Source organism: Bacillus sp. BS3(2021), from assembly GCF_021043345.1.
Classification (GTDB): Bacteria; Bacillota; Bacilli; order Bacillales; family Bacillaceae; genus Bacillus; species Bacillus paralicheniformis.
The window spans coordinates 36,900-55,568 of sequence record NZ_JAJNDM010000002.1 but is presented as its reverse complement, the minus strand read 5'-3'; the positions used below and the strand labels follow the sequence as shown (position 1 = coordinate 55,568).

Annotated in this window: 18 protein-coding genes, 7 tRNA genes and 2 pseudogenes; 19 read left to right on the top strand and 8 right to left on the bottom strand. The window is 38.6% G+C overall.

Going from position 1 to position 18,669, the window contains the following annotated elements; translation table 11 throughout:
- Positions 1 to 112: 112 nt before the first annotated feature.
- Complete coding sequence (gene cmpA / locus LQ247_RS05630; protein ID WP_023857852.1) at positions 113 to 223, bottom strand: cortex morphogenetic protein CmpA; 111 nt, start codon at positions 221 to 223, stop codon at positions 113 to 115.
- A 111-nt stretch (positions 224 to 334) separates the two neighbouring features.
- On the opposite strand from cmpA, the gene LQ247_RS05625 reads away from it, so the two are divergent.
- From LQ247_RS05625 to LQ247_RS05585, 9 genes are all read left to right on the top strand, one after another.
- On the top strand, positions 335 to 796 hold the full coding sequence (locus LQ247_RS05625; RefSeq protein WP_023857851.1) for a SprT family protein: 462 nt from the start codon (positions 335 to 337) through the stop codon (positions 794 to 796).
- Between the two features lie 116 nt (positions 797 to 912).
- Positions 913 to 987: transfer RNA gene (locus tag LQ247_RS05620), tRNA-Asn, on the top strand.
- A 2-nt stretch (positions 988 to 989) separates the two neighbouring features.
- Positions 990 to 1,080, top strand: a tRNA-Ser gene (locus tag LQ247_RS05615).
- Between the two features lie 28 nt (positions 1,081 to 1,108).
- Positions 1,109 to 1,180, top strand: a tRNA-Glu gene (locus LQ247_RS05610).
- A gap of 12 nt (positions 1,181 to 1,192) precedes the next feature.
- Positions 1,193 to 1,267, top strand: a tRNA-Gln gene (locus LQ247_RS05605).
- An 8-nt stretch (positions 1,268 to 1,275) separates the two neighbouring features.
- Positions 1,276 to 1,351: transfer RNA gene (locus tag LQ247_RS05600), tRNA-Lys, on the top strand.
- 6 nt (positions 1,352 to 1,357) lie between these two features.
- A tRNA-Leu gene (locus tag LQ247_RS05595) sits at positions 1,358 to 1,440 on the top strand.
- Between the two features lie 20 nt (positions 1,441 to 1,460).
- A tRNA-Leu gene (locus LQ247_RS05590) sits at positions 1,461 to 1,543 on the top strand.
- 239 nt (positions 1,544 to 1,782) lie between these two features.
- Complete coding sequence (locus LQ247_RS05585) at positions 1,783 to 2,277, top strand: arsinothricin resistance N-acetyltransferase ArsN1 family A (protein WP_035337146.1); 495 nt, start codon at positions 1,783 to 1,785, stop codon at positions 2,275 to 2,277.
- A gap of 31 nt (positions 2,278 to 2,308) precedes the next feature.
- Here LQ247_RS05585 and LQ247_RS05580 read toward each other — a convergent pair whose 3' ends face one another.
- The gene (locus tag LQ247_RS05580) at positions 2,309 to 3,607 is read right to left on the bottom strand and encodes an NAD(P)-binding domain-containing protein (RefSeq protein ID WP_231005693.1); all 1,299 of its coding nucleotides are present in this window, start codon (positions 3,605 to 3,607) and stop codon (positions 2,309 to 2,311) included.
- A 53-nt stretch (positions 3,608 to 3,660) separates the two neighbouring features.
- On the bottom strand, positions 3,661 to 3,981 hold the full coding sequence (locus LQ247_RS05575; RefSeq protein WP_231005690.1) for an ArsR/SmtB family transcription factor: 321 nt from the start codon (positions 3,979 to 3,981) through the stop codon (positions 3,661 to 3,663).
- Between the two features lie 165 nt (positions 3,982 to 4,146).
- Here LQ247_RS05575 and LQ247_RS05570 point away from each other — a divergent pair, with 165 nt between their 5' ends.
- From LQ247_RS05570 to LQ247_RS05550, 5 genes and pseudogenes are all read left to right on the top strand, one after another.
- On the top strand, positions 4,147 to 4,494 hold the full coding sequence (locus LQ247_RS05570; protein WP_035337143.1) for an ArsR/SmtB family transcription factor: 348 nt from the start codon (positions 4,147 to 4,149) through the stop codon (positions 4,492 to 4,494).
- A gap of 11 nt (positions 4,495 to 4,505) precedes the next feature.
- Positions 4,506 to 5,803 (top strand): annotated as a pseudogene (locus LQ247_RS05565) (arsenic transporter).
- Between the two features lie 21 nt (positions 5,804 to 5,824).
- Positions 5,825 to 6,244, top strand: a complete 420-nt coding sequence (gene arsC / locus LQ247_RS05560; protein ID WP_035337141.1) for an arsenate reductase (thioredoxin) — start codon at positions 5,825 to 5,827, stop codon at positions 6,242 to 6,244.
- A 756-nt stretch (positions 6,245 to 7,000) separates the two neighbouring features.
- Positions 7,001 to 7,642, top strand: a complete 642-nt coding sequence (locus tag LQ247_RS05555) for a glycoside hydrolase family 11 protein (RefSeq protein WP_035337139.1) — start codon at positions 7,001 to 7,003, stop codon at positions 7,640 to 7,642.
- 776 nt (positions 7,643 to 8,418) lie between these two features.
- Positions 8,419 to 8,499: pseudogene (locus LQ247_RS05550) on the top strand (hypothetical protein); the annotation flags it as partial.
- 237 nt (positions 8,500 to 8,736) lie between these two features.
- On the opposite strand, the gene LQ247_RS05545 reads toward LQ247_RS05550, so the two are convergent.
- The 3 genes from LQ247_RS05545 to LQ247_RS05535 all read right to left on the bottom strand — a co-directional run bounded on the left by LQ247_RS05545 (position 8,737) and on the right by LQ247_RS05535 (position 10,977).
- Entirely contained in the window at positions 8,737 to 9,087 is a 351-nt protein-coding gene (locus LQ247_RS05545; protein ID WP_020450274.1) for a hypothetical protein, read from the bottom strand.
- Positions 9,077 to 9,322 (bottom strand): helix-turn-helix transcriptional regulator, encoded by a 246-nt coding sequence (locus LQ247_RS05540; protein ID WP_041817157.1) that lies wholly within the window; start codon positions 9,320 to 9,322, stop codon positions 9,077 to 9,079. Before LQ247_RS05540 ends, LQ247_RS05545 begins: the two co-directional genes overlap by 11 nt.
- A gap of 626 nt (positions 9,323 to 9,948) precedes the next feature.
- On the bottom strand, positions 9,949 to 10,977 hold the full coding sequence (locus tag LQ247_RS05535) for a fatty acid desaturase (protein ID WP_231005689.1): 1,029 nt from the start codon (positions 10,975 to 10,977) through the stop codon (positions 9,949 to 9,951).
- 620 nt (positions 10,978 to 11,597) lie between these two features.
- Here LQ247_RS05535 and cspC point away from each other — a divergent pair.
- Entirely contained in the window at positions 11,598 to 11,801 is a 204-nt protein-coding gene (cspC, locus tag LQ247_RS05530) for a cold shock protein CspC (RefSeq protein ID WP_003179166.1), read from the top strand.
- Between the two features lie 253 nt (positions 11,802 to 12,054).
- Here the strand turns inward: cspC and LQ247_RS05525 are convergent, their stop codons facing one another.
- Positions 12,055 to 13,041 carry a zinc-dependent alcohol dehydrogenase family protein gene (locus tag LQ247_RS05525; RefSeq protein ID WP_231005688.1) on the bottom strand — a complete coding sequence of 329 codons (987 nt, stop codon included), beginning with the start codon at positions 13,039 to 13,041 and terminating at the stop codon, positions 12,055 to 12,057.
- Positions 13,042 to 13,595: 554 nt separating this feature from the next.
- Between LQ247_RS05525 and LQ247_RS05520 the strand changes: the two genes are divergently transcribed.
- Both LQ247_RS05520 and LQ247_RS05515 read left to right on the top strand, forming a co-directional pair.
- On the top strand, positions 13,596 to 14,981 hold the full coding sequence (locus LQ247_RS05520; RefSeq protein ID WP_231005687.1) for an aminotransferase-like domain-containing protein: 1,386 nt from the start codon (positions 13,596 to 13,598) through the stop codon (positions 14,979 to 14,981).
- Between the two features lie 97 nt (positions 14,982 to 15,078).
- Positions 15,079 to 16,374: an MFS transporter gene (locus LQ247_RS05515; protein WP_231005850.1), complete on the top strand. Its 1,296-nt coding sequence runs from the start codon at positions 15,079 to 15,081 to the stop codon at positions 16,372 to 16,374.
- Between the two features lie 570 nt (positions 16,375 to 16,944).
- Here the strand turns inward: LQ247_RS05515 and LQ247_RS05510 are convergent.
- On the bottom strand, positions 16,945 to 17,556 hold the full coding sequence (locus LQ247_RS05510) for a YczE/YyaS/YitT family protein (protein WP_101561569.1): 612 nt from the start codon (positions 17,554 to 17,556) through the stop codon (positions 16,945 to 16,947).
- Positions 17,557 to 17,665: 109 nt separating this feature from the next.
- On the opposite strand from LQ247_RS05510, the gene LQ247_RS05505 reads away from it, so the two are divergent.
- Together LQ247_RS05505 and LQ247_RS05500 are read left to right on the top strand one after the other, a co-directional pair.
- Positions 17,666 to 18,118, top strand: coding sequence for a MarR family winged helix-turn-helix transcriptional regulator (locus LQ247_RS05505; protein ID WP_101561568.1), 453 nt, complete (start codon positions 17,666 to 17,668; stop codon positions 18,116 to 18,118).
- Positions 18,119 to 18,143: 25 nt separating this feature from the next.
- The gene (locus LQ247_RS05500) at positions 18,144 to 18,662 is read left to right on the top strand and encodes a GNAT family N-acetyltransferase (protein ID WP_101561567.1); all 519 of its coding nucleotides are present in this window, start codon (positions 18,144 to 18,146) and stop codon (positions 18,660 to 18,662) included.
- The last annotated feature ends 7 nt before the right edge of the window (positions 18,663 to 18,669 follow it).

Sequence of the window (18,669 nt, the reverse complement as noted above, 5' to 3'; positions counted from 1 at the left end):
GTCAGCTCCATTTGGGGAGTAACGGGCGCCATTGTGTGAGATGATAAAAGGACCGGTGAAGATGATGAGGAAACAGAAGAAATTCCGTTCGGGCTCCGATGAACACTGTCTATCAGCAGTGTTTTTTTCTGTAAAAATACCAGCACTGATTCAGCAATTTAATCTGGTAATGATCTTTTTCATAAAAAGCTCTCTGCATCTGGCTTTTGAGCCAATTCGGCATTGCTCATCCCTCCTCAGGCTCTTATCATAAGAGTATGGGTGTTGTGTATTAGTTTATGCCGCCCGGAATTTGTCCTGTTCAATGTTTTTAAAAATGAGGTGGACCGAAGCAATGGACGAACAACAACTGCAGCAGCTGACAGAACAGCTTTCGCTCACATATTTTAAAAAACCGTTCCGGCACCGCGCTTACTTCAACAGCCGCCTGAAAACGACCGGAGGCAGGTATTTGCTGAATTCCCACAATATTGAACTGAATAAAAAATACCTGACAGAGCACGGGCAAAATGAGCTTGAAGGCATCATCAAGCATGAATTGTGCCATTACCACCTCCATCTTGAAGGAAAAGGCTACAAGCACCGCGACAAAGATTTTAGAACGCTATTAAAGGAAGTCGGTGCGCCGCGATTCTGCACGCCGCTCGCAGGAGAGAAAAAGCCGCAAAGAAAAGTGCGCACATACAAGTGCGAAGCATGCGGACAAACGTTTCTTCGAAAGCGGAAAATGGATACAAGCCGTTACGTTTGCGGCAAGTGCGGAGGGAAAATAAAAGAAATCATAAAAAAGGGTTGACTGATCAGGCTTGTCTATGATAAATTATAAAAGCCGTCGCAAGACGAGCCACAAAGACAAATTGTTCTTCTTGACACATTTTGTCGACATATTTATAATAAAATGAGTCTGATCATTCCACAGTAGCTCAGTGGTAGAGCTATCGGCTGTTAACCGATCGGTCGCAGGTTCGAATCCTGCCTGTGGAGCCAATGGAGAAGTACTCAAGTGGCTGAAGAGGCGCCCCTGCTAAGGGTGTAGGTCGCGTAAGCGGCGCGAGGGTTCAAATCCCTCCTTCTCCGCCATTAGGAAAATATGATGCTGACTTCATATGGCCCGTTGGTCAAGTGGTTAAGACACCGCCCTTTCACGGCGGTAACACGGGTTCGAATCCCGTACGGGTCATTTCTCATATGTTGGGCTATAGCCAAGCGGTAAGGCAACGGACTTTGACTCCGTCATGCGTTGGTTCGAATCCAGCTAGCCCAGCCATTATATTTGAGCCATTAGCTCAGTTGGTAGAGCATCTGACTTTTAATCAGAGGGTCGAAGGTTCGAGTCCTTCATGGCTCACCATTTTATGCGGGTGTGGCGGAATTGGCAGACGCGCTAGACTTAGGATCTAGTGTCTTTACGGCGTGGGGGTTCGAGTCCCTTCACCCGCACTTTAAAAACAACATATCATGCGGTCGTGGCGGAATGGCAGACGCGCTAGGTTGAGGGCCTAGTGGGGGCAACCCCGTGGAGGTTCAAGTCCTCTCGGCCGCATCATAGGAATACCAAGGGTTTAAGCGCCCTTGGTATTTTTTGTGCTTACTTTTAAAGTGTCTACTGCCCACAAACTGTCCACTTACCTAAAGTGAATTATCTTTTTGAATTATTAGAATAAAGGTGTTCATGAAACACCTATTGTTGTTTTGTTATGTTCTTTTAGAGGATAGATATTATTTATACACTTGATTAATCAAAAAAAATTGATTAATATATAAAAAGAAAGGGGATAAGGGATGCTGCTTATGAGAACTGCAAAAGGATCGGATGTAAATAGAATATTAGATATTTATAACCAAGGAATTGCTGACCGGATTGCTACATTAGAAGTGGAAGAAAAAGATGTGGATTATATGACAAATTGGTTTTCTAATCGCGGTGAGAAATATAAAGTTCTTGTTGCTGAAATAAACAATTGTGTAGTGGGATGGGTTTCTCTCAATCCATATTCTCACCGTTGCGCATATCAAGGTGTTGCTGATTTATCTATATATATGGATCGGAATCATCGAGGAAAAGGTATAGGAAAAGTTCTCTTATCGGGTATCGAAAAAGAAGCCATTCAATCGGGCATTCATAAAATCGTATTATTTACATTTCCTTTTAATCAATTGGGGCAAGGCTTATATACTTCAATGGGGTATCGAGAAGTTGGCATATTTAAAGAACAGGGGAAAATTGACGGTCATTATGTAGATGTCATGGCAATGGAAAAAATACTTACAAAGTAAACAGGCCTCTAAAGAGAGACCTGTATTTATATTAATCACAACAACAGGATGTTTTAGCAGCAGAAGGTTTTGGTGTTAATTTACAAACCCCTGTTTCAGGTAGTTTTAACTCCACACGTTCCGCAGATTCCTTATCGCCAGTAATATAAGCCACAACAGAACGAGCCTGCTCATAGCCAGTAGCTAATAAGAATGTAGGTGCTCTTCCATAACTTTTTGAGCCAATAATATAGAAGTTCTTCTCAGGTTGTCTTAATTCTTTTTCACCATGCGGTCGAACAGTTCCACAGCTGTGGATATTAGGATCGATTAAATCAGCTAAGTCAGGTACACACTCTAAAGCGGAATCAAATGTATGACGGATTTCTTTTAAAAACTGAAAATCTGGTCTTGCCCCTGTATTAGCGATAATCTCATCTATATTGTTAATCATTTTTTGTTCTTGTTGTCGGTGACCAAGTATATTTAATTTTCCGCCAGAAGCGAGTGAGATAGATTCAATGAACATTGAAGGGTAGGCTTTAATTTCACCGTTGTTTAAGACGTTCCGCAACCTTGTGCCTAATTGACCTCTAGCTGGTAGCTGATCATTTCCTTCTCCTCCGAAAACTTCTGTAATGTCCTGTTTTCTTAATATCCAGATGATCTCCGTATTTTCAGTTTGCTCTTTTAATTGGGTTAAATCTAACAATGTGTTTATTGCTGAATGACCACTCCCTACAACTGCAACGGTCTTATTTTTATAACGATCTTTATCCCGATTTAAAACATCAGGAATTCCATAATAAATTTGGTCAGACACTCTTTTTTCATTATCTGTAATGAGCCCTTCTGCATTTAGTGGGTTTGGATTTTGCCAAGTCCCTGTAGCATCAATAACTGCTTTTGCTTCATATATTTTCTCTTCTTTGTTGTCAACTTTAACTCGAAGGATAAAGGGGGCTTGATCTCTGCCTTTTGTTTTCACTTTATCGAACCCTTTTTTTCCAACATGAAGCACACGGCTGTTCATATGAATATAAGGTTTCATTTCGGGCAGTTGGGATAATGGTTTTAAGTATTTAAAAACAATTTCTTCTCCTAAGGGCAATTCGTCTTTTGGTGGAAGCGAGATGTGATGTTTCAATAACAATTCCTTTGCTGCTTCGTCTATATTATATTCCCAGGGAGAAAACAATCGTACATGACCGTAATCTAAAAAATTGGTTCCGATTTCTTTTCCTGATTCAAACAAAATAAATGCTTCATTTCTTTTGACAAGATGGGCTGCTGCGGCAATTCCTACTGGTCCTCCGCCAATGATAGCTACTGGTAATATCTTATTCATCATAAGTCCTCCTATAAATCAAATTTTTTTGATGTAAGTTCAAAAAGAATTCCCTTCTAACGAGAAGGGCGGAATAAGCAGCATAATTCTTCAGAAAGCAAATGATTTATTTCTTTTTCATTCAATGAATAATAACTCCATGTACCTTTTGCCTCTTTTGTAATTAAGCCTGCATCTAATAAAATTTTTAAATGATAAGATAACTTAGATTGCGGCATCTGGATTTCATCAATTAAATCACATACACATGTAGAACCACGTTTGCAAAGAATGTGTAATAAATGAAGTCTTTTTGTGTCAGATAGTGCTTTGAACTTTTTTTCGTAATGTTCAAATGTATCCAGCAACTGCTTGTTTTCTATTGGTATTTGTAACATGATAAGTCCCCCGGTTCGTTAATCAAATAATTTTGATGTAATTATCATAAATGAGATAGAGAAGATACACAAGATATAAATCAATTTTTTTGATATTTAAATTAAAATTCAATTATATAAGCATTTACTTATATATAAAATGTACGCAAAGGGGGGAAGAGAAAAATGACTGTTCAATATAATCTTGAAGCTGTTAAAGTAGTACATTGCTTAAAAATTTTAAGCGATCAAACGAGGCTCCTAATAATGAAACTTCTTCAAAGTAAAGAATACTGTGTTTGTCAGTTCGTTGATATGTTTCAAATGAGTCAACCAGCTATTAGCCAGCATCTTAGTAAATTAAAAAAAGCGGGTCTTATTCATGAAACGAAAAAAGGGCAATGGCGTTTTTATTCTATAAATCAATCTTGTCCAGAGTATGATTTGATGCTATCTATTCTTAATAAGATTGATTGTCACGATAAGTTGTTACAGTCAATTAAAGAAAAAGAAACTCAGGTTTCCTGTCGTTAGGAGATTCTAAGTTGTTATCGACAATTTTAGCTGGATTTATATTTGTGCTGACTCTTGTTTTTGTCATCTGGCAGCCAAGAAATTTATCCATTGGATGGTCAGCTTGCGGAGGTGCTGTATTAGCTCTAATCGCAGGAGTTGTTAACTTTCAAGATGTTATAGATGTAACGGGAACTGTTTGGAATGCAACATTAGCATTTATTGCGATTATCATTATTTCCCTAATTCTCGATAATATAGGATTTTTTGAATGGGCAGCCTTACATATGGCTAAAGCAACTAAAGGTAATGGTGTGCTGATGTTTGTTTATGTGACGATATTAGGAGCTATTGTTGCAGCTTTTTTTGCGAATGATGGCGCTGCTCTTATCTTAACTCCAATTGTTTTGGCTATGGTTCGAGCTTTAAATTTTCAAGAGAAATTAGTTTTTCCATTTATTATGGCAAGTGGGTTCATAGCAGATACTACATCATTACCGCTGGTTGTCAGTAACCTTGTCAATATTGTATCTGCAGATTTCTTTCACATTGGATTCATTGAATATGCATCCAGAATGATTGTTCCAAATCTGTTCTCGCTTGCTGCGAGTATCATTGTTCTTTACCTTTTCTTTAGAAAAAGCATTCCAAGACATTATGATCTTTCTGAAGTCAAAATGCCTGTCGAAGCCATAAAAGATCAAAAGATGTTTCGTATTTCTTGGGTTGTTTTAGGAATTCTGTTAATTGGCAACTTTGTAAGTGAACTATTCTCGATACCTGTTTCTATTATAGCTGGTGTTATTGCTATCTTATTTCTCGCGATGGCGCAAAAGAGTTCAGCAGTTCATACAAAGCAAGTTCTTAAAGGCGCACCATGGGCAATCGTTTTTTTTCTTAGCAGGTATGTATGTTGTCGTATATGGATTACGAAATGCAGGTTTAACAGATGTTCTCTCTAATCTTATCCAAGCAGCGTCTAACCAAGGGCTATTTGTCGGCACTATAGGTATGGGCTTTATCGCAGCTATATTGTCTTCCATTATGAATAATATGCCTACCGTTATGATCGATGCATTAGCGATTGCCGGCACAGATGCACATGGGATAATGAAAGAAGCATTAATATATGCAAATGTGATTGGCTCTGATTTAGGACCTAAAATAACACCAATTGGTTCACTAGCTATACTTTTATGGTTACATGTTTTATCAAAAAGGCGTAAAAATTTCTTGGGGAACATACTTTAAAACAGGAATTATCTTAACAATCCCAACACTATTTATTACACTTGTTGGTCTTTATATTTGGCTTTTGATTATTCATTAAACTTTTAAGGAGAAGATGAAAATGTCAAAGAAAACAATTTACTTTTTATGTACTGGAAACTCTTGTCGCAGTCAAATGGCTGAAGGATGGGGCAAAAAATACCTTGGAGATGAGTGGAATGTATACAGTGCCGGAATTGAAGCACATGGATTAAATGCGAATGCTGCAAAAGCTATGAAAGAAGTTGGTATCGACATCTCTCACCAAACATCAGACATTATTGACCCTGATATTTTAAAAAGTGCTGATCTAGTTGTTACACTTTGTGGTGATGCAACTGATAAATGTCCGATGACGCCTGCTCATGTAAAGCGTGAGCATTGGGGATTTGATGCCCCTGCAAAAGCACAAGGCACAGAGGAAAAGAAATGGGCGTTTTTCCAAAGAGTTCGTGATGAAATAGGGGATAGGTTGAAGATATTTTCTGAAACTGGGAAGTAAGGAAATCTTCCCTTTTAAAGGATGCATATTTTTATATGTGTCCTTTTTTATTGTCTAGCAATACGAATGTGCCATCAGTGAAATATGCATAACAAAACAATCATTCAATGTCTTTCCAGTCTAAAAACAGTGCCCATTTTGTGCCTAAAATGATGCAAATGAGTGTAAAGAATGATTTCAAATACTTGAAATGGCAGGCTTTTGTAACTGATGATACAGTTTCACTTTATTGAGGGCCTAGTGGGGGCAACCCCGTGGAGGTTCAAGTCCTCTCAGCCGCATTATAGGAATACCAAGGGTCTAAGCGCCCTTGGTATTTTTGTTTCTACAATGAAAATGTGTTTTTGTGTCCAAAAGTGTCCACTAATTTAAAGTAAGTCATCTAATTTATCAGCTATTTCCTTTTGTTTGTTGCGAAAAAGGTGTCCGTAACTTCACAATCCCTAATGTATATCTCCTTCATACGAAATGATTTGTATGGGCATTAATTCCAGATGTTACTCCATCTGACTTAGAAACAAGAATTGTGATTCTGCGAAAAGAGGATAAGGCTATGGTGTTACAAGAAAACTTATAATGTAATTTTTTAGGTCTTTGTAATTATTTTACATATATTATTAATATTCACTTATGAATTCGTGATATTATATTGAAGGGAACGATCAAAAACTTTGGCATTAGTAATTAATAATGTTTTAAATCTATACGAGTGCTACCTCATGTCAAAGTCAGAATAATTATTATAGGAGGTAACATATGTTTAAGTTTAAAAGGAATTTCTTAGTTGGATTAACGGCAGCTTTAATGAGTATTAGCTTGTTTTCGGCAACCGCCTCTGCAGCTAGTCCAGACTACTGGCAAAATTGGACTGATGGCGGCGGAACAGTAAACGCTGTTAATGGGCCTGGCGGGAATTACAGCGTTAATTGGTCTAATACCGGAAATTTCGTTGTTGGTAAAGGTTGGACTACAGGTTCGCCATCTAGGACAATAAACTATAATGCCGGAGTTTGGGCGCCGAATGGCAATGGATATTTGGCTTTATATGGTTGGACGAGAGCACCTCTCATAGAATATTATGTAGTGGATTCATGGGGTACTTATAGACCTACTGGAACGTATAAAGGTACTGTAAAAAGTGATGGGGGCACATATGACATATATACAACTACACGTTATAATGCACCTTCCATTGATGGCGAAAAAACTACTTTCACGCAGTACTGGAGTGTTCGCCAGACGAAGAGACCAACTGGAAGCAACGCTAAAATCACTTTCAGCAATCATGTTAGAGCATGGAAGAGTCATGGAATGAATCTGGGTAGTATTTGGTCTTATCAAGTCTTAGCGACAGAGGGATATCAAAGTAGTGGAAGTTCTAACGTAACAGTGTGGTAACAGATCATCTTTAATCAGGGGTAGCGGCTGTTGATCGTTCCTTGAGACATTTTATAATCATTGTTAATGTGAGTGACTAAGAGGCGACGGTCTTTTAGTTGGGATTCCAATGTATTCCTCGGAGTGGGGAAAACGATTGTTTAGGCTTTGATAGGAAAACACTGGATTAAAGGGAAAGCAAGGTTATAGAATTTGAACCAGTATAAATTTTAAAGCAGGCATATGCCTGCTTTATTTTAATGCGCTATTAATGATTTTTGCATGTATTCCATCTGATTTGTACCCTGAAAGTATTTCCTCAGTTACTTCATTCGTAAAGTGAGGTATTCCTTTTATTTCGGCTAATTTTTCTCTAAAATCTTCGCAGCCGAAGAGCAAAATAACTCCAAGATAGCGGTCGAAGTTCGAATTAACGAAAAAAAAGACAATAGTGATTATTAGTGAAATCGAATCTTGGAAGAACTATTATAAAAAATCGTTGGATTGAATACTCTTTTTTTGTCATCAATCTCATGGATAGACCATGTTAAAAAAGCAAAAATGACCACTTTGGTAAGCTCTACGGAATTCGTTTGAAAAGCTTACTCCTTAAAAAACAATGAAATTTTATGTAATAGGTGTTAAGAGATCCAATGAAAACAAGCTTTCATAAATCGTGATCAGCTTCCACTTTATATTGAGTGGCTAGTGGGGGCAACCCGCCGAGGTTCAAGTTCTCTCGGCTGCATACCAGAGATACCAAGGGTTTGACGCCCTTGGTGTTTTAGTATGTCTACTCCCCACGAGTCGAACAATTTAGGGCTGTAATTGAAAAGTACGCCCGTGAGGAAGTTGTTTTTGACCAAGTAAATATTATCGACCGATTTCACCACGCTAACCATCTTTTTCGCCATCCAATATCGTGTAATGCACCACTGAATATCATAAGTTGCACCACAGCTTATAAAAAAGCCGCCAATCATCATTCAGCAGGTTGGCGGCTTTTTAACATAGGAATTCAGCACTCTCTGGCTTAAGGGGGGATTATCATCAGTCTGTAAGGAGGTATTGTCTAATCCTCCGCTCATGGCTGAGTTTCACTCCCCTGTTTTTCCTTATGAAAAATCCTTTTTATATTGGACCGATAGGTAAATCCCAGCAGCTAAAAATGCCAGCGCATATTTGTACAAGAAAAAGATGGTCCACATATCATCTTTAGGAAAAATCATGTCACATAGAATAATGACCCACAGCATATAGGAACTACTTTTCAAATAGATTTTATTTGTCCGTTCGTCGTCTTTTCCAAGCTTTTTATAAAATACATAGACCAAAATCCCGCTACCATAAACTAGTAAAAAACCAACAATGATGAGAATATTCCAATTTCCCGGAGATTGTTCAGCCCAGGACCTTAAAGGGGAAAAAATTGCGTTATGGATACCTGAGAAAAACTTACTTATCATTTTGATCATTTCCTTTCACATAAGTAAAAATTTCGTTTACATCAACATTAAAAAATTCAGCAATTCGAAAAGCCAACAGCAGAGTCGGAACATAATTTCCTTTTTCCATTACGAAAATGGTTTGTTTGGAAACCCCGACTTTCTCCGCTAATTCTTGCTGAGACAATCTGGCAAGTACACGATATTCATAAACCTTATTTGATATCGAATCACCAAAATCTTTCTTCACGACCATCACCTCTTGAATCAAATTATAAACTCACTTTTTACAAAAGTAAAGTAAACTTATACAAAAGTATAAAATGATTTTATTTTTGATTAGATTACTTTGATATAACAAGAGCCAAATTGCAGAAAGAACCTGACGAAATTCTTGTTCCGTCAGGTTCACATATCAACCTCGTGCAATTTATGGTTTATGATGGTGCATTTTATGATATTAAGTGGGGCAAAAAACGGTAAGAATGGTGCAGTCCGGTGATAATATTCACTAGAAAATCAACTTTGGTAAGCTTTACTGAAAATCTTACTCCATAATTAATAAAAAACAATCAAATTTTGTGTAATCGATTAAATAGATGCAATGAAAATAAGCTTTCATAAACCATGATAAGCTTTCACTTTATTGAGGGCCAACCCCGTGGGAGGTTCAGGTCTCTCGGTTGAACACCAATTAATACCAAACTTTTAATTACCTTTGGTATTATTTTTTTTCGGAAAATCGGCAAAAAATGTACAGCATTGTCCAAGTCTGCAAGTATATTTGACACTAAAGCTGACCTCTGCACAAAACCGTTGTGCGAGTCTGCACTTTTATTCTGCAAGATACACTGCCGGTTATCATCGATTATGGGGAGTTGTTTAATCCGTTCTTAGGTGTGCTGATATTTGGTTTTTAGAAGCTTTTTTTAAGTGGCTAAAACCAACAAATTTTTTGCTTTCTTCATCCCACAGGCGGAACTTTAATGACTTAAGACTTGTTGCCAGTGTAATGGTCGGAACGTTTTGCAATGGTTTAATGTTGTTATGCACTTCTTCAAGCTTATAGTTTGGGACTCTCGGGCTTAAATGATGAACATGATGGAAACCGATATTGCCTGTTAGCCATTGCAACACTTTTGGAAGCTTATAAAAAGAGCTTCCTTCAACTGCTGCTTTTACATATTCCCAATGCTCATCTTCTTCAAAATAAGAATCCTCAAACGTATGCTGAATATAAAACATCCAAATTCCGAGAGATCCCGATATCATAAAAATTGGCGCCTGAACCAGCAGGAAGTTTTGCCAGCCAATAGCCCAGCATAAAAGTGCTGTCAAAGCGACGATTCCCAGGTTCGTTACATACGTATTCATCCGTTCTTTGCGTTTTGCCCCTTTACGATTAAAACGATTGGTAATCCCGAAGACGTAAATCGGCCCAATCATAAACATAACAAACGGATTTCTGTACAAACGGTACATTATTTTTGTCTTAGTTGAGGCTTCCTTATATTCTTCAACGGTCAGTACCCAAATATCGCCTGTACCGCGTTTGTCCAAGTTGCTGCTTGTCGCATGGTGGACAGAATGGTCGCGTCCCCAGTGATCAAAAGGATGCAAAGTCAGAATTCCTGTAATTGTTCCAAGGATTCGATTCGCCATTTTGTTTTTAAAAAAGGAATAGTGGCAGCAATCATGAAAGATGATGAAGGTTCTCACTAAAAAACCTGCCGCAACGATAGAAATCGCTAATGTAAGGAAATAAGAAATCGACAAGCTCTTATATGCCAAACACCATAACAGGAAAAATGGTACCAATGTGTTAATGATTTGAGAAATACTTTTTTGTAAATCGGAGTTTTCATAAGGTGTAACCAGTTTTCTCAAAGTCTTTAGGTTTTGGTCATTCATTTTTTAAAGTTTCCCCTTCCCTGATGAGTTTCTAAGTGTACGTTTTATTGCCTTTGAAGTCCCAGTGTCATACATCATATAAGTATCGTTCTTAGCCCTCTTTATTGGAAACTCGAAACTGATTTGCAGAGTTGGCCGGGATACAAAAGGCGTATGAAAATTATACCCGGCTCTTTATCGGGCAAAACTCTCTCCCTGCTTCCCTATGGGAATTGTTCTTTTTAGACTGTGGACATTGATTGTTTGAGGAACAGACATCACGAACAAGAAACAGCAGAGCTTTTTAAAGAAAATCAATTTTAGCAAAGAAAAAGGTTTGAAGACACTCGCGATTCATTTTCACGGTGTTTTCAAACCTATTAGACCTCTTAGACATGTTATATATTTGATGCAGAATAATTGACGCCTACCGCTTCTGCACTGCTATCCACACGTTTAAGAAAAAATGCCATGAATAAAACGATAATATGATTTGCAATTATTTCCGTTTCCTGTTATGATAAAGGAGAATTATTTTTGTTCGGTGTAAAGGATAGTATGAATATTGACTTTTCGTCTTGATGATACTTTGGGCAAGGATAGTAATACAATGTGCGGTAACGCACTAGGAGGCAACAAAAATGGAACAAGGTACAGTTAAATGGTTTAATGCAGAAAAAGGTTTTGGATTTATCGAACGTGAAAATGGAGACGATGTATTCGTACACTTTTCTGCAATCCAAAGTGACGGATTCAAATCATTAGACGAAGGTCAAAAAGTAACATTTGACGTTGAGCAAGGTCCTCGCGGAGCTCAAGCTGCTAACGTTCAAAAAACTGCTTAATCTTCAATCGTTTATACAAACAGGCTCTTTATATAGGGCCTGTTTTTTTATGTTCTCTGTATAATGCTTAATAAAAAACCCTACTCAACGTTCGAGTAGGGAGGTGGTAAAAGGTAATAGAAAAAGATTTAACGCTTCAAAGGTTGTTTACAGTATAACATAATCGATTGACAAAATGCGGAATTTATATAAATTTTTTATTTTTCTTTTCAATTACAACTACTACTTTTTCTTTCTTTTGGTTACATCTCCTTCATGCAAAGTTCAACAGTATTTTTCCATTCAAACCCGGCTGTTCATAATGCTTCAACGCATCATAGAAATCTTTAAAATCATATACTTTTTCTGGAGCATTGATGACCATTCTTCCGCTCTCAACGAGCTTAATCACCTGCGAGAAGCGATTGCGGTATTCAGAAACGGAATGTCTCTCGTTCCAAAGTCTTAAGGCGAATAATTGTGGTGACACATGGTATACATTGTGTAACTTTCGCCAATCGTTTGGTATACCTGACAACAGACCATAACTGACAAACGTTCCTTCAGGTTTTAACGTCCTCGCCAGCAGTTCGCCGCTTTCTCCTCCAATAGAGTCAATTGCATGGTCAACCCCGATGTCGCAAGCATCAGAAATCTGTTCATATATAGAACCGTTGGAAGCGTCGATGGCTCTCCATGCCCCAAGTTTTTGAAGTTTTTCTATCTTGCGGCTGTTTCTTGTAATGACAATTAAACGGAATCCCAGTATAGTAGAAATTTGCGCAAACAAACCTGCAATAGATGTACCTCCGCCATTCATTAACACAATTTCATTCGGCTGAACACGCAATGATTCCGTACAAATTAGCCAGGCTGTTAATGGATTAATATACAGTTGACTGGCGTCGTTATCACTTATTGATGGAGGCAGCTCTATTGCATAATCAGCTTTGGTGGTTACATATTGTTGCCAAGTTCCCTCTCCTCTTACAGGGAGGACCCTTTTTCCAATCAATGATGGTGATACATCTTTGCCCTGATCTATGACAATTCCTACACCATCATATCCTGCAACAGCCGGCAGCTTAATTCTATGAGAATAGGCCCCTCTAATTGGAAGCAAATCTGATGGATTAATTGGACTGGCAATCATTTTGACAAGAATTTCATTTGGCTGAAGAGGAAGCTTTTCTCCGGTATATAGCTGTAATTTTTGAAGGGGATCACCAAATTCCTTATATATTAATGAAACATTATTCATGATTTGTTATTGGCTCCTTAGGTTAATACTTCTATAAATAAACTTGCACTCTTTTGAGATTATGTCAATATTGTCTTTGTTTTTAGCTCCTAGTGTAAGTGCAGCCTCTACTACAGCGCAGACACAACAAAGAAATATCACCTAGACTGTTAGCTATCCATCTGTAGGACAACTGTCTCAAAAAGAAATTCATATCATGGCGCTCATGATAATCCTAAACATCAAAGAGTTTCCATACTCAGCACTGGGCTTCGGCGTTAGCCAAAAAATTAGCTTAACAAGCAATCCGGTACATACTTGAAAGAGCCGTGATTGCTAAAAAATTATGCCAAAAAGGCGAAAAACGGTTTTTATAAAGTAGCAAACTACATTGAAAAAGTCCAACATTCAAGAAAAATGAATTGCTGCAATTTTTATAAAAGCCGGACTTCCACCTGATGTTGTCGATTTAGTACCTATTACTTAAAGTCGCAGTCTAACTTGTCCGTCATTTCTTAATAATTGTTTTATAAACAGCACAACCATATAATAGAACGAAAAAAGGATGGCGTCTCATGCCGATCAACTCTTTTGAAAACTTTCCGATGAGCTGGAAGCCATCGATTGATAAAACTGAAAAGCCCATTTATAAAGCACTTGCAAGGCAATTGGAGCAGGATATAGTAAACGGAGTTTTATTGCCTGGAACAAAGCTTCCTCCTCAGCGGGAACTGGCTGATTATTTGGATTTAAATTTGAGTACCATTTCAAAGGCGTTTAAAATGTGTGAGTTAAAGGGCCTGTTAAGTGCAACTGTTGGGAGCGGCACATTTGTATCGTATGATGCGTTATCGAATGCGTATTTACTTGAGGATACAAAGCCAAAGCTCATTGAAATGGGCGCCACACTGCCGGATCATGCTTCTTACGAGCCGCTCATGCTCCATTTGAGCAGCATGCTGCAAGAGACAGATTATGAAAAATGGTTTGGTTATGGCCGGTCGGGCGAAAGCCTTTGGCAAAAGGATGCAGCTGTAAAGCTAATTCGAAGAGGCGGTTTTGAAACAACCGTTGAGCACATTTTATTTGCAAATGGGGGACAAAATGCGATCGCTGCCGCATTGGCGGGTCTTTGTAAGCCTGGAGACCGCATTGGTGTTGATCATCATACATATCCCGGATTAAAAACTGTTGCATCAATGCTAAGTGTGCAAATCGTACCGATAAAATCCGAGAACGGTGAAATGAAGCCGGAGTCACTTGAATATGCTTATAAAAATGAAAACATTACAGGCATTTATTTGATCCCGGATTACCATAACCCGACAGCTTCCTTTATGTCTGTAGAGAATCGAAAGGTCATCGCAGAAATTGCAAAAAAGTATAATTTGTTTGTTATTGAAGATGCATCGTACCATCTTCTTGGCAAAAATCCACTTCCAGCCCTTGCATCATTCGCGCCGGAACAGGTGATCCATATCGCAAGTTTATCTAAATCATTGGCACCGGGGCTGCGACTGGCGTATGTTGCAGTGCCGTATCAATTTAAGGAGCCGGTTTCGAGGGCGCTTTATAATTTAAATATAACGGTTTCCCCGCTATTAGCAGAACTTGCTGCGCGCACGATTGTATCAAATCAATTTGAAGTCTTAATTGAGGGGCATCGTGAACAAACGATTTGCAGAAACCAAATCGCAAATCGATATTTTGCTGACTATACGTGTTTAGGTGGTGAAACAGGCATCTTTCGGTGGTTGTTGTTACCGGGTGGGATTACAGGTGCTGAATTTGAAAAATTAGCTGCTGAACATGGAGTGCAAGTGTATGCGGCTGAACGCTTCGTAGTTGGGAATAGTTGTCCGGAAAGGGCGGTAAGGGTTTCTGTATGTGCACCAGAAACGCTCGAAGAGCTTGAAAAAGGATTAATAATCCTTAGGCGCTTGCTAAACGATCTTGCCTAATTATTGTCCGCCATACAATTTCAATATTGTATGGTTTTTTTGCGCGTGTTATGATGATTCAAATCTAGTTGGAGGTTGATCAAGGAAGGCAGGTTAGATCATGCTGCACAAAGAAAGTGTAAAATCGTTAGACGTTCAATCAGCTTCATTACAAAGCTACATTGGTTCCCCAGAAAAACAAAAAACGTTATACAAGCGTACATTATTTGTTGTAAGTGTTTCACAAATTTTTGGCGGTGCAGGGCTGGCGGCAGGAATTACTGTCGGTGCCCTTATTGCTCAGCAAATGCTCGGAACGGATGCTTACGCAGGGGTCCCGACAGCTTTATTTACTTTAGGATCAGCGGGGACAGCCTTATTTGTAGGCAGACTTTCTCAACGCTATGGTCGTCGTGCAGGTCTTTCAGCCGGTTTTATGATTGGCGGTCTTGGAGCAATAGGAGTTATCATTGCAGCAATCATAAATAGTATTTTCTTGTTATTTGCTTCATTGCTTATTTACGGTGCTGGAACAGCGACAAATTTACAAGCTCGTTATGCAGGTACGGACTTGGCAAATCGTAAGCAGCGGGCGACTGCTGTCAGTGTGACGATGGTTATGACGACATTTGGCGCGGTTGCGGGTCCGAATTTAGTGAATGTGATGGGGGGTTTCGCCCATTCTATCGGTGTTCCGTCACTAGCGGGCCCTTTCATTTTAGCCGCGGCGGCATATATCTTAGCAGGTGTTGTTCTTTTCATCATGCTTCGTCCAGATCCATTAGTTATCGCAAGAACAATCGAATCGATCAAGCAAGAACCAAGTGATAAAGGACATTTGACAACAACTGAACACACAGAAAACAAAAGAGGCATAATTGTTGGTGCAGCCGTTATGGTTCTTACCCAAATTGTAATGGTCGCTATTATGACAATGACACCGGTTCATATGAGACATCATGGGCTTGACTTGGGTGCAGTTGGTCTTGTTATTGGCTTTCATATAGGTGCCATGTATCTCCCTTCACTTGTTACAGGGGTTCTTGTTGATAAGTTGGGACGTACTGCAATGGCGATTGCATCTGGAACTACGCTGCTTCTGGCAGGCTTAATAGCAGCATTTGCACCGGGAGATTCTATGGTTCTTATCGTAATTGCTCTTTCTTTGCTGGGATTAGGGTGGAATTTTGGTTTGATAAGCGGGACTGCACTGATAGTTGATTCAACTGAAACGGCCACACGGGCGAAAACACAAGGTACGGTGGATGTTCTGATTGCGTTGTCAGGAGCTGCCGGCGGAGCATTGTCCGGAATGATTGTGGCAGGCTCAAGTTATCTAACATTATCACTTACTGGAGGAATTTTATCCTTATTACTCATTCCTGTGGTGGCATGGTCTCGTGAAGGTAAATGATAAGCCGGATGCAATCAATTCGGGAGTTCAAGACAAAAACTTAGTATAAATCCCTCATTCGTTTCGATAAGAACACATTCATGTTGCTTGAACAGTAACATTTTATGCCCAAAATACAAATTTCAAATGCTTGAAATAACTTTTGTAACGGACAAAATACTTTCACTTTTATTGAAGTCCTTATGGGGGAACCCCCCATGAAGGTTCAAGTTTTCTCGGCAGTATCACCGGAATACCAAGGGTTATGAGTCCTTGGTATTTTTTTCTTTTTTGTTTTTAACTATGTTAGGCTTTGGTAAAAGGTCGAATAGATAACAAGGAGGCGCAAAATGGGGAAACTCTCAACTTATCTATTGAAAGTTTGGCTCGCAATACCTAGATGGTTCAGAATGTTTACTTTAAGTGCAATCTCCATATATGTTTTATGGTCATTGTTCATTCATGGAGTGAAAAATATATTTAGATTATCTCTCTCTTCCTTGATTGTAAGTCTAATAGCTTCCGGAATCATATTGATGATTTTCAATAAAAGTTCTGTGAAAAAGTAGGGAGTGGCATTAAAAACATTTCTTATCGTAATATACGAGCGTCTGTAAAGCGGCCTAATACTTTTCCAGCAAACGGCATAAAAAAATGAAGAACAAGCCCTCCTAAACAAACGGTTAATAAAGTTCCGATGCCAATCGGTCCTTTTAAGATGACTGCCGCTGTCAAGAAGACGAGGTAAATGATGGTTCTCGAAACAAATATGTTGGTTCTCGTTAATTCTTTTATGATGAATGTGAATCGGTCAATTGGCATTGGAGCAAAATTTGTGTATAAGTATGTCGCGGTTCCTAAACCTGTAACAACCAAGCCGATTCCAAAACAAATCACTTTGCTCCACCATTGTTCTGGTGTGATAAAAAAGTGCAGGAAAAAAAGCCACATATCAATGCCGATCCCCGTTATAAACGCCGTTAGCATCCCTAAAACTTTCGGTCTTTGGCTTTTTAAAAAAGAATTGCAGCCTATGAATAGCAAAGCAATGATGACTTCCCAACTTCCCACAGTAAGCCCCGCATGTATGGACAGTCCCACCAAAAGTGCGTCAAAAGGCGAAGCGCCAAGATCTGATTGAATCGTAAAAGCAATCCCAAGGGTTAAGATTAAAATTCCTAATACATAAAAAACATATTTCACTTAACTCGCCCTCTTTATTTTTATTGCAAATACAACAAAATTCCGGTATATTTAATGTACGTCATTTATGTTGTATTTGCAACAAAAACATATTCGAAAGGAGTTTATGATGAAGGATATTCTTCGTGAAATTGGGATGATTGCCCGGGCTTTGGATTCTATAAGCAATATCGAATTTAAAGAACATGACATGACAAAAGGGCAATATTTGTACCTTGTCCGAATATGCGAAAACCCGGGAATCATTCAGGAGAAGTTAGCTGAAATGATTAAAGTGGACCGGACCACCGCAGCCCGCGCTATAAAAAAACTTGAAATGAAGGGCTTTATTGAACGGAGAGATGATGAATATAACAAAAAAATAAAAAAACTCTTTCCGACGGAAAAGGGGAATGAGGTATTTCCTTTTATAAAAAGAGAAAATGATCATTCGAATCGTGTGGCATTAAAGGGGTTTTCCGAGGGGGAAGCGGAGACCATCTTCAATCTTCTTCAAAGAGTAAGAAAAAATGTAGAAAAAGACTGGGAGTTCGTGAAAAAGGGGAACAAGAGAAATTATTGACGGCATAAAGGAGCGGCAGATTGAAATGACAGTAAATATAAAAAGGTGCACCCTTGAAGACTTACAAAATCTTCAAGAAATTGGTTGTGAAACTTTTAATGAGACATTTAAGCATCAGAACTCGCCGGAAAATATGAAGGCCTATTTGGAAAAGGCGTTTCACTTAACACAATTAGAAAAAGAACTATCCAACAAAGCTTCGCAATTCTTTTTTGTCTATTGTAACAATGAAATCGCTGGATATTTAAAGGTCAATACTGATGAGGCCCAAACTGAAAAAATGGGTGATGAATCACTTGAAATTGAGAGAATTTATATCAAGAACGAGTTTCAAAAACATGGGCTTGGCAAATATCTGTTCAATAAAGCTATGGAAATTGCGAAGGAACTGAATAAAAAGAAAATCTGGCTGGGCGTATGGGAAAAAAACGAAAACGCAATTGTTTTTTATAAGAAAATGGGGTTTGTTCAAACCGGTGCTCACTCTTTTTATATGGGAGATGAAGAACAAACGGACTTGATCATGACCAAAACACTCCTATAACTTTTTT

What these genes read in the sequence shown, in the direction of transcription:
- cmpA (WP_023857852.1), bottom strand. Translation starts at nt 223, where the DNA reads ATGCCGAATTGGCTCAAAAGCCAGATGCAGAGAGCTTTTTATGAAAAA.
- LQ247_RS05625 (WP_023857851.1), top strand. Translation starts at nt 335, where the DNA reads ATGGACGAACAACAACTGCAGCAGCTGACAGAACAGCTTTCGCTCACA.
- LQ247_RS05585 (WP_035337146.1), top strand. Translation starts at nt 1,783, where the DNA reads ATGCTGCTTATGAGAACTGCAAAAGGATCGGATGTAAATAGAATATTA.
- LQ247_RS05580 (WP_231005693.1), bottom strand. Translation starts at nt 3,607, where the DNA reads ATGATGAATAAGATATTACCAGTAGCTATCATTGGCGGAGGACCAGTA.
- LQ247_RS05575 (WP_231005690.1), bottom strand. Translation starts at nt 3,981, where the DNA reads ATGTTACAAATACCAATAGAAAACAAGCAGTTGCTGGATACATTTGAA.
- LQ247_RS05570 (WP_035337143.1), top strand. Translation starts at nt 4,147, where the DNA reads ATGACTGTTCAATATAATCTTGAAGCTGTTAAAGTAGTACATTGCTTA.
- arsC (WP_035337141.1), top strand. Translation starts at nt 5,825, where the DNA reads ATGTCAAAGAAAACAATTTACTTTTTATGTACTGGAAACTCTTGTCGC.
- LQ247_RS05555 (WP_035337139.1), top strand. Translation starts at nt 7,001, where the DNA reads ATGTTTAAGTTTAAAAGGAATTTCTTAGTTGGATTAACGGCAGCTTTA.
- LQ247_RS05545 (WP_020450274.1), bottom strand. Translation starts at nt 9,087, where the DNA reads ATGATAAGTAAGTTTTTCTCAGGTATCCATAACGCAATTTTTTCCCCT.
- LQ247_RS05540 (WP_041817157.1), bottom strand. Translation starts at nt 9,322, where the DNA reads ATGGTCGTGAAGAAAGATTTTGGTGATTCGATATCAAATAAGGTTTAT.
- LQ247_RS05535 (WP_231005689.1), bottom strand. Translation starts at nt 10,977, where the DNA reads ATGAATGACCAAAACCTAAAGACTTTGAGAAAACTGGTTACACCTTAT.
- cspC (WP_003179166.1), top strand. Translation starts at nt 11,598, where the DNA reads ATGGAACAAGGTACAGTTAAATGGTTTAATGCAGAAAAAGGTTTTGGA.
- LQ247_RS05525 (WP_231005688.1), bottom strand. Translation starts at nt 13,041, where the DNA reads ATGAATAATGTTTCATTAATATATAAGGAATTTGGTGATCCCCTTCAA.
- LQ247_RS05520 (WP_231005687.1), top strand. Translation starts at nt 13,596, where the DNA reads ATGCCGATCAACTCTTTTGAAAACTTTCCGATGAGCTGGAAGCCATCG.
- LQ247_RS05505 (WP_101561568.1), top strand. Translation starts at nt 17,666, where the DNA reads ATGAAGGATATTCTTCGTGAAATTGGGATGATTGCCCGGGCTTTGGAT.
- LQ247_RS05500 (WP_101561567.1), top strand. Translation starts at nt 18,144, where the DNA reads ATGACAGTAAATATAAAAAGGTGCACCCTTGAAGACTTACAAAATCTT.